The organism is Castellaniella denitrificans (assembly GCF_027214045.1).
GTDB classification, from domain to species: Bacteria; Pseudomonadota; Gammaproteobacteria; order Burkholderiales; family Burkholderiaceae_B; genus Castellaniella; species Castellaniella denitrificans_A.
Genome location: NZ_JAPWHE010000004.1, coordinates 184,266 through 199,994 on the forward strand (window position 1 = coordinate 184,266; position 15,729 = coordinate 199,994).

Below are 15,729 nucleotides of genomic sequence, written 5' to 3' on the forward strand. Positions count from 1 at the left end.
ACGACCGATACCCATGCCCGCTGGCCGCCCGGCCCCGTCCGGGCACTCCCCGCTGAGACGCCGTCTGCTCCTCTACGGCCTGGCCCTGGCGGCCCCGGGCGTGGCCGCCGAGCCGGGCCGGACGGCAGGCGCGGCGGGCGACCCGCCGGTTTTCGTGCGCCGGGTGCTGCCCGACGCGGCGCTGGCGGGGGAGGGGCGGCTGCGCTTTTTCGGGCTGCGCATCTACGATGCCCGTCTGTGGGTGGGGCGGCGGTTCGAAGCGGACAATTTCGGCGCCTATCCTTTGGCCCTGGAGCTGACTTATCACCGGGCTTTCGCCGGCGCCGACATCGCGAAACGATCCATCGAGGAGATCGGACATCAGGGCGGCCTGACGCCCGGTCAGGCGCTGCGCTGGCGCACGGAACTGGCCGGGTTGCTGCCCGATGTGCAGCCCGGAGATCGCCTCACGGGGCTGTATCTGCCCGGACGCGGGATGACGGTCTGGCAGGAGTCGCGGCGGCTTGGCTCCATCGAGGACGCCGAACTGGCGCTGAGGTTTTTTGGCATCTGGCTGTCCACCCGGACATCCGAGCCGGATTTGCGCAGCGCCTTGCTGGCCCGCCTCACGGAGGCCAGGCCATGAGCCGCCCCGCAGTCCTGGAACCGGCGCGTTCCCTGCCGCCGGGCGATGGCCTGGCCTACGGTCTGCTGGGGCTGCCCCTGGCTTTTGCCGCGATCCCGATCTATGTGGTGTTGCCCCATTATTACGCCAGTGATCTTGGACTGCCATTGGCGCTGGTGGGCTCGCTGCTGCTGCTCGTGCGCTTGATGGACGCGGGTGTCGAGCCCCTGCTGGGGCGTTTGAGCGATCACCTGTATCGTCACAGCATCCTGGCCGTGTTGTGGGTGGCGGGCGCTTCGGCACTGCTGCTGGGGCTGGGCATGGCGGGCCTGTTTTTCCCCCTGACGCAAGGGCGGACGTCCCTGGCGGCCTGGATGGTGGCAGGCCTTTTGTTCACTTGTCTGGCCCACAGCCAGCTGATCATCTCGCATCAGGCCTGGGGGGTGCGCCTCGGAGGGGATGCCGTTCAGCGCAGCCGCATCGTCGCCTGGCGCGAGGGATTGGGGCTGTTGGGCGTGATCACGGCCAGTGCGATCGCTGTGAACGGGAGCCCCCACAACATGCTGAAGGTTCTGGCCCTGGCGCTGCTGTTCGCCTGGCTCGCATTGTGGCACGCTCCGCGGCCGCCGGCGATGGCGCGGATCCGGGCATCGGCCGGTAAAGCCGCCGGAGCGTTCCTTCTCTGGGAGCCGCTGAAGGAGCGGCCATTCCGACGCCTGCTGGCCGTGTTTCTGTTCAATGGCATTGCCGGTGCCATTCCGGCTGCGCTGATGCTGTTCTTCGCGCAGGATCGGCTGCAGGCCGGTTCGTCCCAGGTCGCGCTTTTCCTGGTCCTCTACTTCGTCAGCGGAGCGCTTTCCATGCCGCTCTGGGTGCGGGTCGTGCGTCGCCTCGGCCTGGCGAGGACATGGCGCACCGGCATGCTGCTGGCCGTGGTCTGTTTTGGCTGGGTGGCGGGCCTGGACAGTGGCCAGGTGGTGGCGTTTTCCGTCGCCTGCGTGCTCTCGGGCGCGGCGCTGGGTGCCGATCTGGTCGTGCCGGGCGCGATGCTGGCTTTGCTGATCGAACGCCATGGCGCCCAAGGCATGCGCGACGGCGCGTACCTGGGATGGTGGAATCTGGCGACCAAACTCAATCTTGCGCTGGCCGCCGGGGTGACGCTGCCACTGCTGCAATGGCTGGGCTATGCGCCCGGCAGCCGGGATCCGCACGCGCTGCAGCTTCTGGCCTGGACCTACGGTCTTTTGCCCTGCGCGCTCAAGCTGGGCGCCGCCTGGCTGCTGCACCGGTTGTTCATTGTCTCTCACGCTAACGAAGGATGACATCATGACCACACGCCGCCATGTTCTTTGTGCCCTGATCGCGGGACCCGCCGTGCTGGCGGGATGCGCCGGCCCCAAAGTGGTCGACTATGCGGAACAACGGCCCAGACTGGAGCTGGACCGCTACTTCAATGGCCGTGTCAGGGCCCATGGCATTTTTCAGAAGCGCAGCGGGGAAGTCGCCCGCCGGTTCACCGTGATCATGGATTGCCGCTGGGAGGGCAATCAGGGGGTGCTCGACGAAGCCTTCACCTATTCGGATGGCACGAAGCAGCGACGTGTCTGGCATTTGACCAAACTCGACGGCGGCCGCTACGTGGGTCGCGCCGATGACGTGGTCGGGGAAGCCCGGGGGCAGGAATCCGGCAATGCCTTCCGCTGGAACTACACCCTGCGGCTGCCGGTGGACGGCAAGGAATACGAGGTGCAATTCGATGACTGGATGTTCCTCGTCGATGAGCAGGTGATGCTCAACCGGGCCACCATGAGCAAGTTCGGCATCACGCTGGGTGAAGTGTTGCTGTCATTCACAAAGGAATAGCGCGGTGTCTCTCAACCCTTCATTGACGGACTGGCGTGGAAAGCGCGTGTGGCTGGTGGGCGCGTCCAGCGGCATTGGCCTGGCGGTGGCCGAACAATTGCACGCGCGCGGTGCCCGGGTCATCGTGTCCGCGCGCCAGCAGCCTTTGCTGCAAGCGTTCGTCGAGGCCCACCCGGGCAGCGAGGCGGTGGCTTTGGACGTGACCGACGCACAGGCCGTGCGGGAGGCCGCCGTGGGCCTGCGATCCGAAGGCCCTCTGGATCTGGTCTGCTATTGCGCGGGCCACTATCGGCCCATGCGGGCGGATTCGCTGGCGCTGCCCGAGTTGCTGAAACATCAGCAGGTCAATCTGACGGGGGCGTTGCATGTGGTCGCCGCCGTGGTGCCGGGCCTGCTGGAGTCGGCGCGGGCCGGACGCGCGCCGCACCTGAGCCTGGTGGCCAGTGTGGCCGGCTGGCGTGGTTTGCCGCAAGGGCTGGCCTATGGTCCGACCAAGGCGGCGCTCATCAATCTGGCCGAGACGCTGTTCCTGGACTTGCGGCCTCATGGCATCGGCGTCAGTATCGTGAACCCCGGGTTCGTCGATACGCCCCTGACCCGCCAGAACGATTTCGCCATGCCCGCGCTGCTCACGCCGGCGCAAGCGGCGGATGCCATGCTGCGGGGTTGGGCCCGCGGTGGTTTCGAGGTGCATTTTCCGCGCCGTTTCACGTGCTGGCTCAAACTGCTGCGCGTCCTTCCCTACCGCTGGTATTTTGCACTCGTTCATCGCATGACAGGTCTTTGACGCGCATGAAATCCCCTGACTCCGACGTTTCCACCGATACCCGGGCCGCGTTGGCCCGTCTGGTGCGGCTCTACGAGCACCTCACGCCCGACCGCCTGGCACAGCTCGAACATTACTATGCGCCGGATGCGCGATTCAAAGATCCATTCAACGAGGTGCGCGGCGTGCCGGCGATCGCCCGGATCTTTGCGCATATGTTCGCCACGCTGGATCAGCCGCGATTTGTGGTCACACAGCAATGCGCGCAGGCGGATCAGGCCTTTCTGTGCTGGGAGTTCCACTATCGCATGCGGCGGTGGCGCGCCGGAGCGGATCAGTGCATCCATGGCGCGACCTGGGTGCGTTTCGATGCGCAGTGCCTGGTGGCCTGTCACCGCGATTATTGGGACGCGGCCGAGGAACTGTATGAAAAATTGCCCGTGATCGGTCGCCTGATGCGCTGGCTGCGCAAAATGCTCTCTGCCAAATGAAAGACTTGACCGATACCGCTGATCTTTCCGGTGCGCTCGTCTGGTTCCGACGGGACCTGCGCTGTGACGACCATGCCGCGCTTTATCATGCGCTGCGCAAGTATGGACGCGTCTATTGCGTGTTCGTGTTCGATACCGAGATTCTTGACGCGCTGCCCAGCCGGCATGATCGACGCGTGGAGTTCATTCATGCCAGCGTGCTGGAACTCGACGAGGCCTTGCGGTGCCTGGCGGCGCGCAGCGGGGCGCCCGGCGGCGGACTCATCGTGCGCCACGGTCCGGCGACGACCTGCATCGTTCAACTGGCCCAGGCGCTCGGTGTCCGGGAAGTGCTGGCGAATCGCGACTATGAGCCCCAGGCCATCGCGCGCGACCGGCGAGTGGCCGATGCCTTGCGCGCGCAGGGCATCGTTTTCAGCGAATATAAGGATCAGGCGCTGCTCGACCGGGATGAGGTGCTGACCCGGCAAGGCCGGCCTTACAGCGTATTCACCCCCTACAAGCGTGCCTGGCTCGAGAAGCTCGACGGATTCCAGCTCGAGTCCTATCCGGTCGAGCGCCATGCCGGCCACCTGGCCCCGCCGCCGCAGGGCGAGTCGCTTCCCGCGCTGTCACAGCTGGGGTTCGTCCCGACGAATCTGCAAGCATTGCCCCTGCCCACGGGGATCAGCGGTGCGCAGCAATTGTTGCGGGACTTCGTGCCGCGCATGGGGGCCTACCACGAGGCCCGCGATTATCCAGGTCGCAAGGGTGTCTCGTACTTGTCGGTCCATCTGCGCTTTGGCACCGTGTCCATTCGTCGATTGGCATCGCTGGCCGCCCGGCAGGCGGCCGGCGGGTGTCCGGGTGCGCAGACCTGGCTTTCCGAACTGGCGTGGCGTGACTTCTATTTCATGATTCTGTGGCATCACCCGCAAGTGACCACGCAGTCGTTCAGGCCGGAATTCGATCAGGTGCAGTGGGATGAGGCGCCCGATGCGTGGCAGGCCTGGTGCGAGGCGCACACCGGCTATCCGCTGGTGGATGCCGCCATGCGTCAGTTGCTGCATACCGGCTACATGCACAACCGCCTGCGCATGGTGGTGGCCAGTTTCCTGACCAAGGATCTCGGGATCGACTGGCGCCGGGGCGAGCGGTTCTTCGCCCTGCATCTGAACGACTATGACCTGGCGGCGAACAATGGCGGATGGCAGTGGGCGGCCTCCACCGGGTGCGATGCGCAGCCCTGGTTCAGGATATTCAACCCGGTGACCCAATCGCAGCGCTTCGATCCGGAGGGGCGCTTCATCCGGCGGTACGTGCCCGAACTGGCGCGCGTGCCGGATGCGCACATTCACTATCCCGCCGCCATGAAGCCTGCGGCGCTGTCGGCCTGTGGCCTGCGCCTGGGCGTCGATTATCCGCCGCCCATCGTGGACCATGCGCAGGCTAGGGAACGGACGCTGAGGCGGTTTTCCTTTCTTGCCGACAGGCGCAAAGCGGAGTAGCCGGCGCGGTGCCGCGCGGATCAGCCCGGCCGGATCGGTGCGAGACCGGTCGCATGGCCCGTCATGCGCAACGCCATGCGCATGGCCGCGCGCAGCGAAGCGGGGCTGGCGAGGCCTCGTCCGGCGATGTCGAAGGCTGTGCCGTGGTCCACGCTGGTGCGTATGAAGGGCAGGCCGACGGTGACGTTCACGCCTTCGTCCAGCCCCAGGTATTTGACCGGGATCAGGCCCTGGTCATGGTACTGGGCGACCACGATGTCGAATTCCCCCTGGCGGGCGCGCATGAACACGGTGTCGCCCGGCCAGGGGCCGCTGGCGTCCAGGCCCTCGGCGCGCGCGGTCGCGATGGCCGGCGCGATGTGGCGCGCCTCCTCGTCGCCGAAGGCGCCGCCTTCGCCCGCGTGCGGGTTCAGTCCCGCCACGGCGATGCGCGGGCGTTCGATGCCCGCCTGGCGGCAGGCCCGCTGCGCCAGGCGGATGGCGCGTAGTTCGGCTTCCTGGCTGAGTGCGGCGGGCACCCGGGACAAGGCGATGTGGATGGTCACCAGCAGTACGCGCAGTTCGTCGTTGGCCAGCATCATGGCGTAATCGGCCGTACCGGTGCGTCGCGCCAGGATTTCAGTGTGGCCCGGAAAATCGATGCCGGCCGCATGCAGCGCGCCTTTGTGCAGGGGCGCCGTCACCAGCGCCCGCACCTGGCCGGCCAGTGCGTCGTCGATGGCGTGGCACAGGTATTCGTAGGCGCCGCGCCCGGCGCGCGGGTCTTCCAGACCCCAGGGCAGGTCGGCAGGCAGCGCGTTCCAGCGGTTCAGCACACCGATCACCCCGCCTGTGGTGCCGGCGCCGGGGGCCTCCAGGGAGCGGACTTCCAGGCGGCTGTCCAGCCCCAGTGCATGGCAGGCGCGCCGCAGGGCGCCCGCGTCGCCGTAGACTACGGCGGGGTGGGGCAGGCCCTCCGCGAACAGGTGTGCGATCAGCTCCGGACCGACGCCCGCGGCGTCCCCCAGCGTGAAGGCCAGGGGCGTGCCGGTGGACATCGGCGGGATGCCGGGATCAGAGGGCGTCGCTGGCATAATCGGCCAGCCGGGACCGTTCGCCGCGCTGCAGGGTGATGTGGCCGGCGTGCGGCCAGCCTTTGAAACGGTCCACCACGTAGGTCAGCCCCGAACTGCCTTCGGTGAGGTAGGGCGTATCGATCTGGGCGATGTTGCCCAGGCAGACGATCTTGGTGCCGGGGCCGGCGCGGGTGACCAGGGTCTTCATCTGCTTGGGCGTCAGATTCTGGGCCTCGTCGATGATCAGGAACTTGTTGAGGAAGGTGCGGCCGCGCATGAAATTCATGGATTTGACCTTGATGCGGGAGCGGATCAGGTCCATGGCGGGCGTCTTGCTCCAGTCCTGGCCGTTGCCGTTGACGGAGACACCGAGCGCGCCGGCCGCGCCCTGATGCAGGACTTCCAGGTTGTCCTCGAGCGCGCCCATCCAGGGCAGCATTTTTTCTTCTTCCGTACCGGGCAGGAAACCAATGTCGTCGCCCACCGGCACGGTGGCGCGGGTGATGATGATTTCCGTGTAGCGCTTGGTCTCGAAGGTCTGGGCCAGGCCGCTGGCCAGGGCCAGCAGGGTCTTGCCGGTGCCCGCCTGCCCCAGGAGCGACACGAAATCGATGTCCGGGTTCATCAGCAGGTTCAGGGCGAAGTTCTGTTCGCGGTTGCGCGTGGTGACGCCCCAGACGCTGTTCTTAGCGTGGCTGAAGTCGCGCAGGGTGGACAGTACGGCGCTTTTGCCGGTGACCTCGCGTACCTGGGCGTACAGAGGCATTTCGCCTTCGTAGTAGACGAATTCATTGACGATGAACTGGCCGCACAGTGGTCCGCGTACGCGGTACCAGGTCAGACCGTTCTGCTGCCAGGACTCGATGTCCTTGCCGTGCTTGTTCCAGAAATTCTCCGGCAGCGGCATGACGCCGTCGTAGAGCAGGTCGGAGTCGTCCAGGACATGGTCGTTCAGGTAGTCTTCGGCCGGCAGCCCCAGCGCCCGCGCCTTCAGGCGCATGTTGATGTCCTTGGACACCAGCACGACTTCGCGTTTCGGGTTTTCCTGGCATAGCCCATGGACGACGCCCAGGATGACATTGTCCGCCTTGCCCATGGGCAGTTCCAGTGGCAGATGCGTGTCGGTGGGGCGGGTCTGAAAATGCAGCGAGCCCAGGGCGTCGGTGTTGCCCAGCGTGTCCAGGGGCACGCCCTTGGACAGGTCGGCCGTGCCGATCAACTGGTCCAGGTGGCGGCTGACCTGGCGGGCGTTGCGCGCGACCTCGGACATGCCTTTTTTCTGGTGGTCGAGCTCTTCGAGCACGATCATGGGCAGGAAGACGTCGTGCTCGGCGAAACGGAACAGGGACGAGGAATCGTGCAGCAGGACGTTGGTGTCCAGCACGAACAGCTTGCGTTGCGAGACCGGCAGACGTTTCGGTCGCGCGCGGGCGGCGGCTGGCCGGGCTGGCGCGGGCGCCGCCTTGCCGGGCGCGGCGGCAGGCTTGCCCTCGTGCGGGGCCTTGTCGACCGGCGCGGGCGCGGCTTTGGCGGCTGGTGCGGCGGCCTGCGCGGCCGCCGGGGCGGGCCGGGCTTCCGGCGTTGCGCGGTCGGAGGACCTGGACAGGATGGCGGCGACCGGGCGGGTCTTCGCCCCCCGCGCACGCGGCGCATCGAGGGACACGTCGAGAGCCGGTCCTGGGACGGCGCGCACCGGGGATGTCTCGGGCGTCGCGGCCAGGGCGGTGGTTTCGAGTGTGTCGCCCGGGCGGGTCGGCGGTTTCGGAAGGGGCATGCGGGCTCCAGGGGGCGACCGCGCTCAGGCGGCCAGGTTTTGCGCGGCTTGCAGGACTTCGTCGGCGTGTCCGGGGACGCGTACACCTCGCCATTCCTGGACCAGGACGCCCTGGCGGTCGATCAGGAAGGTGCTGCGCTCGATGCCGCGTACTTGCTTGCCGTACATGGTCTTCTGCTTCACGACGTCGAACAGGCCGCACAAGGCCTCGTCGGGGTCGGAGATCAGAGGAAAGGGCAGGGATTGCTTGTCGGTGAAATTCTGGTGGGATTTCAGCGTATCGCGCGAAATGCCGTAGATGGCGCAGTCCAGCGCCTGGAATTGCGCATGGCGGTCACGGAAATCCTGGGCCTCGGTGGTGCAGCCGGGCGTATTGTCCTTCGGGTAGAAATAGAGCACGAAAGGACGGCCTTGCAGCGAGGCGGTGTCGAAGGGGCCGTGGGTGGTTTCGGCCTTGAGCGGCGGCAGCGGACGGCCGATGGCGACAGGGGTCATGCAGGGTCTCCGGGTAGCAACAGGGCCAGCACGCGCCGTTCTTCGGACATGAGAATGTTGTAAGTGCGGGCGGCGGCCTGGGTGGTCATGGTTTCGACGCCGATGCCCAGCGCCAGCAGCGGGCGCAGCACATCGGGACGCAGGAAGGTCTGGCGCGGGCCGGTGCCGATCAGCAGGACTTCCGGCGCGTCGTCGGGCCGTTCGATGGCGGGGGGCTGCTCGTCGAGAAAGGCCAGGGGGTCGCGGGCGGCCGGCTTCAGGCCGAGCAGTTCCTGTAGGAAGGCGGCGTCGATGTCGGCGGCGGCGCGCAGGGCGACATCCCGGACGGGGCCTTCGGGAGAGAAGCAGACAGCGCCGTCATAGCGGACCCGATTGATTTCCAGGAACCCGTCGCCGTAGGCGGTGACGGTGTTGAGCGCGGGATTCAGGTCTTTTTGCAATAGCACGGGCAAGCTCCGGTGTTCCCGTGATGATAGCGCAATCGCGTCGGGCGCTTTTGGGCCGGGACCGGGGCCGTGGGGCGGAGATTTGCGAGTCGCTGGCGCATGCGATAGATTATCGAGTTTGCTGCACCGCATCCATCCGCACGACTCCTGCCTACCTGCCGAGGACCATCATGACGAGCTTTCCGCGCATCGAGCGCCTGCCCCCCTACGTGTTCAATATCACCGGGGAGCTCAAGATGGCCGCACGGCGGCGCGGCGAGGACATCATCGACATGTCCATGGGCAATCCGGACGGCCCCACGCCGCAGCACATCGTCGACAAGCTGGTCGAAGTCGCCCGACGCCCGGATACCCACGGCTATTCGGTGTCCAAGGGCATTCCGCGGCTGCGCCGGGCGATCTCGACCTGGTACGAGCGCCGCTACGGGGTGGACATCGACCCGGATTCGGAAGCGATCGTCTCCATCGGCTCCAAGGAAGGCCTGGCCCACCTGATGCTGGCGACGCTGGACCGGGGCGACACGGTGCTGGTGCCCAATCCCAGCTACCCGATCCACATCTACGGCGCGGTGATCGCGGGGGCGAACATCCGCTCGGTGCCGATGACGCCCGGCCTGGACTTCTTCGAAGAAATCGAGCGCGCGGTGCGCGAGACCATCCCCAAGCCCAAGATGATGATCCTGGGCTTCCCCAGCAACCCCACGGCCCAGTGTGTGGAACTGTCCTTCTTCGAGCGCATCGTCAGCCTGGCGCGCGAACACGGTATCCTGGTGGTGCATGACCTGGCGTATGCCGACATCACCTTCGACGGCTATGTGGCGCCGTCCATCATGCAGGTACCCGGCGCGCGCGACGTGGCGGTGGAATTCTTCACCATGAGCAAGAGCTACAACATGGCCGGCTGGCGCATCGGCTTCATGGTGGGCAATCGCGAACTGGTCAACGCGCTGGCGCGCATCAAGAGCTATCACGATTACGGCACCTTCACGCCCATCCAGGTGGCCGCCATCGCCGCCCTGGAAGGCCCCCAGGACTGCGTGTCCGAGGTCGTCGAGCAATATCGCAGCCGTCGCGATGTGCTGGCGCGCGGTCTGCACGAGGCCGGCTGGATGGTGGACGTGCCCAAGGCGTCCATGTACATCTGGGCGCACATTCCCGAGCCCTATCGCGCCCAGGGGTCGCTGGAATTCTCCAAGCGCCTGCTGGCCGATGCCAAGGTCGCCGTTTCCCCCGGGATCGGTTTCGGCGAATATGGCGACGAATACGTGCGTTTCGCCCTGATCGAAAACGAACAGCGTACCCGCCAGGCGGTGCGCGGCATCAAGGACATGTTCCGCAAGGACGGGCTGCTCAAATGAAGCCGATTCGCATAGGTCTGCTCGGTCTGGGCGTGGTCGGCGGCGGGGTCTGGACGGTGCTGGCCCAGAATGGCGGTGAAATCGCCCGGCGCGCCGGGCGACGCATCGAAGTGGCCGCCGTGGCCGTGCGCGACGTGGCCAAGGCGCGCGCGCTGGTGGGGCCGGACGTGGTCGTCACCACCGATGGCATGTCCCTGGCGCGGGATCCCGACATCGACATCATCGTCGAACTCATGGGCGGCGACACGCTGGCCCGCGACTGCATTCTTGAAGCCATCGACCGGGGCAAGCACGTGGTCACGGCCAACAAGGCCCTGCTGGCCGTCCACGGCAATGAAATTTTCGCCGCCGCCCAGGCGCGCGGCGTGATGGTCGCCTTCGAGGCGGCAGTGGCGGGCGGCATTCCCATCATCAAGGCGATCCGCGAAGGCCTGACGGCCAACCGGATCCAGTGGCTGGCCGGCATCATCAACGGCACGACCAATTTCATCCTCTCGGAAATGCGCCAGCGCGGTCTGCCGTTCGAGACCGTGCTCGCCGAGGCCCAGCGCCTGGGTTATGCCGAAGCCGATCCCACCTTCGACATCGAGGGAGTGGACGCGGCCCACAAGCTCACGCTGCTGGCTTCGCTGGCCTTCGGCATCCCTGTGCAGTTCGACAAGGCCCACATCGAAGGCATTTCCCGCCTGTCCTCCGAAGACATCGTGCATGCGGAACGCCTGGGCTACCGCATCAAGCTGCTGGGCATCACCCGCCGCCGACCGGAAGGCATCGAGCTGCGGGTCCATCCCGCCCTGGTGCCCGACCACTGCCTGCTGGCCAACGTCGAAGGCGCCATGAACGCCGTGCTGGTGCGCGGCGACGCGGTCGGGCCTTCGCTGTACTACGGCCAGGGCGCGGGCGCCCTGCCCACGGCCTCGGCCGTGGTGGCCGATCTGGTCGATGTGACCCGCCTGCAGATGGCCGACCCGGAGCACCGGGTGCCGCACCTGGCCTTCCAGCCAGACGCCATGGCCGACATTCCCGTGCTGCCCATGGCCGACGTGCGCACCAGCTTCTACCTGCGCTTGCGGGTCGACGATCAGCCCGGCGTGCTGGCCGATCTGGCGCGCGTGCTGTCGGACGCCGGCATCTCGGTGGGCTCCATGTTCCAGCAGCCCCATGGCGAGCACCAGGCCGACATCATCTTTCTCACCCACGAAGCGCGCGAGGGCGACGTGGACCAGGCGCTGCGCACGATCCAGAGCCTGCCTTTCGTGCGTTCGGACGTGACCCGCCTGCGCGTGGAGAACATCAATTGAAGTACCTGTCCACCCGGGGCGGCATGGCCCCCCAGCCCTTTTGCGACATCCTCCTCGAGGGCCTGGCGCCCGACGGTGGCCTGACGCTGCCCGAAACCTTGCCGACGCTGGACCCGGCCACCCTGGAATCCTGGCGCAGGCTGGACTATGCCGATCTGGCGGCCCGCGTGCTGGGCCTGTTCATCGACGATATCGCGCCCGATGACCTGTCCCGCATGACACATGCGGCCTACGCGTCGGATGTGTTCCCCCGCATCGCGCCGGTCAAGCCGCTGCGGCCGGGACTGGCGCTGCTGGGCCTGTCCGAAGGACCGACGCTTGCCTTCAAGGACATGGCCATGCAGTTCCTGGGCCAGGTCTTCGAATACGTGCTGGCGCGACGCGGCCAGACCCTCAACATCCTGGGCGCCACGTCGGGCGACACCGGCTCGGCGGCGGAATACGCGCTGCGCGGCAAGCGCGGCGTGGCCGTGTTCATGTTGTCGCCCCACGGGCGCATGAGCGCCTTCCAGCGCGCCCAGATGTATTCCTTGCAGGACGCCAACATCCACAACATCGCCGTGCGCGGCGTGTTCGACGAATGCCAGGATATCGTCAAGGCGCTGGCCGGCGACCTGGAGTTCAAGAGCGCCCATCGCCTGGGCGCCGTCAATTCCATCAACTGGGCGCGCATCGCCGCCCAGGTGGTGTACTACGTGTGGGGCTGGCTGCGGGCCTCACAGGGGCCCGGCCAGCCGGTGTCCTTCGCCGTGCCCTCGGGCAATTTCGGCAACATCCTGGCCGGCCACATCGCGCGCGAAATGGGCGTGCCGATCCGCCGCCTGGTGCTGGCCACCAATGAAAACAACGTGCTGGAAGAATTCTTCCGTACCGGCGTCTACCGGCCGCGCGCGGCCAGCCAGACGCATGCCACCTCCAGCCCGTCCATGGACATCTCTCGGGCCTCGAATTTCGAGCGCTTCGTCTTCGACCTGGTGGGCCGCGATCCGGTCCGCGTCCGGGGGCTGATGGAGGAACTGCGCGCCACCGGGCGGTTCGACCTGTCCGATCTGCTGCCTGAATTCACGGAACGCTACGGCTTCGTGGCGGGCGCGAGCACCCACGCCGACCGCCTGCGCACCATTCGAGACATTCGCCGCGAGACCGGCGTGCTGATCGATCCGCACACGGCCGACGGGGTGAAGGTCGCCCTGGAGCACCTGGAAGAAGGCGTGCCGATGCTGGTGCTTGAAACGGCCCTGCCGGCGAAGTTCGCCGAGACCCTCATCGAGGCCACCGGCGAGGCGCCGGAAGTCCCGGCCGCGCTGCGCGATCTGGACCGGCTGCCCCAGCGCGTCGAGGTCATGGACTGCGACGCCGGGCTTGTGGCCGACTACGTACGGCGCCACGCGTTGTAGCCAGCCTCATTCGCCCGGGGCGGTCCGGCGGGCAAAAGCCTTTCAAGCCGCCCGATACGTCTGCAAATGGATGCTGGTCTCGGACTGGCTGATGCCCCGGATCAGACGGATGCGTTCCAGTACCCGGGACAGTTCCTGCAGGTCGGCCGCCCGCAGCTCGGCCAGCAGGTCCCAGCGGCCGTTGGTGTCGTGCAGGGTGGCCACGCCCGGTTCCCCCAGCAGGCTGGCGATCACGGCGCGGGCCTCGTTGCCTTCGACGGCGATGCCCATCCAGGCGCGGATGGTCTGCGGTTCCGCGTCCGGACGCAGGCGCACCATATACCCCACGATCACTCCGGCGTCCTCCAGCCGGCGCATGCGCTGGGTGACCGTGCCGCGCGCCACGCCCAGTTTCCGCGCCAGGGTGGCCACGCTGGCGCGGGCGTTCCCGCGCAGCAGGCCGATCAGGGCCAGGTCGGTCGAATCCATGCCGGCATACTCCATTCTGTTCAGCGATGTCTGTCATTTTGACAGTTTCCTGCCAGAATGGCGGCAAAGTTGACGATATACATTGCCGGACCCTTGGGCCACACTGAAAGCAGCACATTCCATCCCGAGGAGACACGCCATGCAAGCCCATGTCCCGGTGCCGCTGCGCACCCTGTTTCTGGATACTCACGACGTGGCCCGGCTGATCGGCATCCTGGGCCTGCCCGCCTGCCTGCGGGGGCTGGCCGGGACGCTGCGGACCGATTACCTGCGCTGGCCGGATTTCGACAAGGCGGCCCGCATCGCGGCCTATTCCGAACAGGGCACGATCGAACTGATGCCCATCACCGACGGCACGCACTACAGTTTCAAATGCGTCAATGGCCATCCGGGCAACGGGCGCCGCGGCCTGCCCACCGTCATGGCCATGGGGGCGCTGCTGGACTGCGACACCGGCATGATCCGCCTGCTCGGGGAACTGACCCTGACCACCGCATTGCGCACGGCGGCGATGTCGGCCTTGGCCGCCCAGGTCCTGGCACGGCGCGACAGCCATTCGATGGCGCTGATCGGCAACGGGGCCCAGAGCGATTTTCAGGCCCTGGCTTTCGCCTGCCTGCTAGGCATCCGCGATCTGCGCCTCTACGACGTCGATCGCGGCGCCTCGGAACGCCTGGCGCGCAACCTGGCGGGGGCCGAGCTGCCTGGTCGTCCGTTGTCCGTGCGGATTTGCGATTCGGCGGCCCAGGCGGTCCGGGGCGCGGACATCGTCACCACGGTGACGGCTTTCCAGGGCCGCGCGCGGGTGCTGGACGCGCACCTGGTCGAGCCGGGCATGCACCTGAACGCCGTGGGGGGCGATTGTCCCGGCAAGACCGAACTGGATCCCGATATCCTGCGCCGTGCCGATGTCTTCGTCGAGTTTCCGCCTCAGACCCGCAAGGAGGGCGAGATCCAGCAGATGCCGGCCGATTTTCCCGTGACCGAGCTGTGGCGCGTCCTGGCGGGCGATGCGCCGGGGCGGACGCGGACGGAACAGGTGACCTTGTTCGACTCGGTCGGCTTCGCGCTGGAGGACTATTCCGCACTGCGTTTTCTTCAGGTCCAGGCTGAGGCCCACCAGGTGGGGACCTGGGTGGACGTCACGCCCGGACAGACCGATCCGCGCGACCTGTACGGCTGGCTGCTGGGCGCCATGCAGGATCTGCCGGCGCTGGCCTCGTGATGACGGGATCGACCGTGCGCGACGAGGCTTCCTGCTTGCAAGCCGACAGGCGGGGAGGCTAGTCATGAGCGTCGAAGTCGCCCTGGTGGGCGTGCCCACCGACATTGGCGCCGGTATGCGCGGCGCGTCGATGGGGCCCCAGGCCTTGCGGGTGGCCGGCCTGGCGGCCGCCCTGGAGCGCCAGGGATGCCGGATTCTCGACATGGGCGATCTGGCGGGGCCGGTCAATCCCTGGCAGCCGCCGATCCAGGGGTACCGTCATCTGGAGCAGGTCGTGGCCTGGAATGCCCTGGTTTTCGAGGCGGTGACGGATCAGTTGCAGGCGGGCCGCCTGCCGCTGGTGCTGGGCGGTGACCATTGCCTGGGCGTCGGATCGGTAGGGGCCGTGGCGCGGTATTGCCGGCGCCAGGGGCGACCGCTGCGGGTGTTCTGGCTGGACGCCCACACGGACTTCAACACGGCCTGGCTGACGCCCAGCGGCAACCTGCATGGCATGCCGGTGGCCTGCCTGTGCGGCTTCGGCCCCCCCGGCCTGGTGGACCTGGGCGGGTCGGAGCCGGCCCTGCGGCCCGACATGTTGCGGCTGATCGGCATCCGCAGTGTCGACGCGGGCGAGCGTGAGTTCGTTCACGAGCAGGGGCTGGATGTGTACGACATGCGCACGGTCGACGAGCGCGGTATGCGCGCGATCATGGAGGACGCCCTGGAAGGGCTCCCCGGGGACGCCCATGTCCACGTGAGTTTCGACGTCGATTTCCTGGATCCGGATTATGCGCCGGGTGTCGGCACCACGGTCCGGGGCGGGCCGACCTGGCGCGAGGCGCAGTTGTGCATGGAGATGCTGGCCGATACGGGCCGGGTGGGCTCGGTGGACATCGTGGAACTGAATCCGGCCCTGGACGTGCGCAATGGAACGGCCAAGGTCGCCGTCGAACTGGTCGAGAGCCTGTTCGGCAAGAGTACCCTGGTCCGCCGGCCGCGATGACCTCAAGGCGGCGC

16 protein-coding genes are annotated in these 15,729 nt (G+C 67.2%); 11 read left to right on the plus strand and 5 right to left on the minus strand.

Annotated features, from left to right (window positions below):
• Window positions 1–13 precede the first annotated feature (13 nt).
• From O4H32_RS08090 to O4H32_RS08115, 6 genes are read left to right on the plus strand one after another with little or no spacing between them, the layout of a single operon-like run.
• On the plus strand, window positions 14–625 hold the full coding sequence (locus O4H32_RS08090; RefSeq protein ID WP_269358077.1) for a chalcone isomerase family protein: 612 nt from the start codon (window positions 14–16) through the stop codon (window positions 623–625).
• The gene (locus tag O4H32_RS08095) at window positions 622–1,926 is read left to right on the plus strand and encodes an MFS transporter (RefSeq protein ID WP_269358078.1); all 1,305 of its coding nucleotides are present in this window, start codon (window positions 622–624) and stop codon (window positions 1,924–1,926) included. The genes O4H32_RS08090 and O4H32_RS08095 overlap by 4 nt, the downstream gene beginning before the upstream one ends.
• A gap of 4 nt (window positions 1,927–1,930) precedes the next feature.
• The gene (locus tag O4H32_RS08100; RefSeq protein ID WP_269358079.1) at window positions 1,931–2,467 is read left to right on the plus strand and encodes a DUF3833 domain-containing protein; all 537 of its coding nucleotides are present in this window, start codon (window positions 1,931–1,933) and stop codon (window positions 2,465–2,467) included.
• A gap of 4 nt (window positions 2,468–2,471) precedes the next feature.
• Window positions 2,472–3,254 carry an SDR family NAD(P)-dependent oxidoreductase gene (locus O4H32_RS08105; RefSeq protein WP_269358080.1) on the plus strand — a complete coding sequence of 261 codons (783 nt, stop codon included), beginning with the start codon at window positions 2,472–2,474 and terminating at the stop codon, window positions 3,252–3,254.
• 5 nt (window positions 3,255–3,259) lie between these two features.
• Window positions 3,260–3,724 (plus strand): nuclear transport factor 2 family protein, encoded by a 465-nt coding sequence (locus O4H32_RS08110; RefSeq protein WP_269358081.1) that lies wholly within the window; start codon window positions 3,260–3,262, stop codon window positions 3,722–3,724.
• Entirely contained in the window at window positions 3,721–5,211 is a 1,491-nt protein-coding gene (locus O4H32_RS08115) for a cryptochrome/photolyase family protein (RefSeq protein ID WP_407932633.1), read from the plus strand. Before O4H32_RS08110 ends, O4H32_RS08115 begins: the two co-directional genes overlap by 4 nt.
• Window positions 5,212–5,231: 20 nt before the next feature.
• Here O4H32_RS08115 and pdxA read toward each other — a convergent pair whose 3' ends face one another.
• From pdxA to O4H32_RS08135, 4 genes are read right to left on the minus strand one after another with little or no spacing between them, the layout of a single operon-like run.
• Window positions 5,232–6,248 (minus strand): 4-hydroxythreonine-4-phosphate dehydrogenase PdxA, encoded by a 1,017-nt coding sequence (gene pdxA, locus O4H32_RS08120; protein WP_269358083.1) that lies wholly within the window; start codon window positions 6,246–6,248, stop codon window positions 5,232–5,234.
• Between the two features lie 16 nt (window positions 6,249–6,264).
• Window positions 6,265–8,040, minus strand: coding sequence for a PhoH family protein (locus O4H32_RS08125; RefSeq protein ID WP_269358084.1), 1,776 nt, complete (start codon window positions 8,038–8,040; stop codon window positions 6,265–6,267).
• A 24-nt stretch (window positions 8,041–8,064) separates the two neighbouring features.
• Window positions 8,065–8,535, minus strand: a complete 471-nt coding sequence (locus tag O4H32_RS08130; protein WP_269358085.1) for a peroxiredoxin — start codon at window positions 8,533–8,535, stop codon at window positions 8,065–8,067.
• On the minus strand, window positions 8,532–8,981 hold the full coding sequence (locus tag O4H32_RS08135) for an Mth938-like domain-containing protein (RefSeq protein WP_269358086.1): 450 nt from the start codon (window positions 8,979–8,981) through the stop codon (window positions 8,532–8,534). The genes O4H32_RS08130 and O4H32_RS08135 overlap by 4 nt, the downstream gene beginning before the upstream one ends.
• A 170-nt stretch (window positions 8,982–9,151) precedes the next feature.
• On the opposite strand from O4H32_RS08135, the gene alaC reads away from it, so the two are divergent.
• The 3 genes from alaC to thrC are packed head-to-tail and all read left to right on the plus strand — an operon-like array spanning window position 9,152 to window position 13,037.
• The gene (alaC, locus tag O4H32_RS08140) at window positions 9,152–10,339 is read left to right on the plus strand and encodes an alanine transaminase (protein WP_269358087.1); all 1,188 of its coding nucleotides are present in this window, start codon (window positions 9,152–9,154) and stop codon (window positions 10,337–10,339) included.
• Window positions 10,336–11,640, plus strand: coding sequence for a homoserine dehydrogenase (locus tag O4H32_RS08145; RefSeq protein ID WP_269358088.1), 1,305 nt, complete (start codon window positions 10,336–10,338; stop codon window positions 11,638–11,640). Before alaC ends, O4H32_RS08145 begins: the two co-directional genes overlap by 4 nt.
• Window positions 11,637–13,037, plus strand: coding sequence for a threonine synthase (gene thrC, locus O4H32_RS08150; protein ID WP_269358089.1), 1,401 nt, complete (start codon window positions 11,637–11,639; stop codon window positions 13,035–13,037). Before O4H32_RS08145 ends, thrC begins: the two co-directional genes overlap by 4 nt.
• A 42-nt stretch (window positions 13,038–13,079) precedes the next feature.
• Here thrC and O4H32_RS08155 read toward each other — a convergent pair whose 3' ends face one another.
• Window positions 13,080–13,505 carry an Lrp/AsnC family transcriptional regulator gene (locus tag O4H32_RS08155; RefSeq protein ID WP_269358090.1) on the minus strand — a complete coding sequence of 142 codons (426 nt, stop codon included), beginning with the start codon at window positions 13,503–13,505 and terminating at the stop codon, window positions 13,080–13,082.
• A gap of 139 nt (window positions 13,506–13,644) precedes the next feature.
• On the opposite strand from O4H32_RS08155, the gene O4H32_RS08160 reads away from it, so the two are divergent.
• Together O4H32_RS08160 and rocF are read left to right on the plus strand one after the other, a co-directional pair.
• A complete protein-coding gene (locus tag O4H32_RS08160) occupies window positions 13,645–14,730 on the plus strand; it encodes an ornithine cyclodeaminase (RefSeq protein WP_269358091.1) in 1,086 nt (361 codons plus the stop codon).
• A gap of 64 nt (window positions 14,731–14,794) precedes the next feature.
• Window positions 14,795–15,715 carry an arginase gene (gene rocF / locus O4H32_RS08165; protein ID WP_269358092.1) on the plus strand — a complete coding sequence of 307 codons (921 nt, stop codon included), beginning with the start codon at window positions 14,795–14,797 and terminating at the stop codon, window positions 15,713–15,715.
• The last annotated feature ends 14 nt before the right edge of the window (window positions 15,716–15,729 follow it).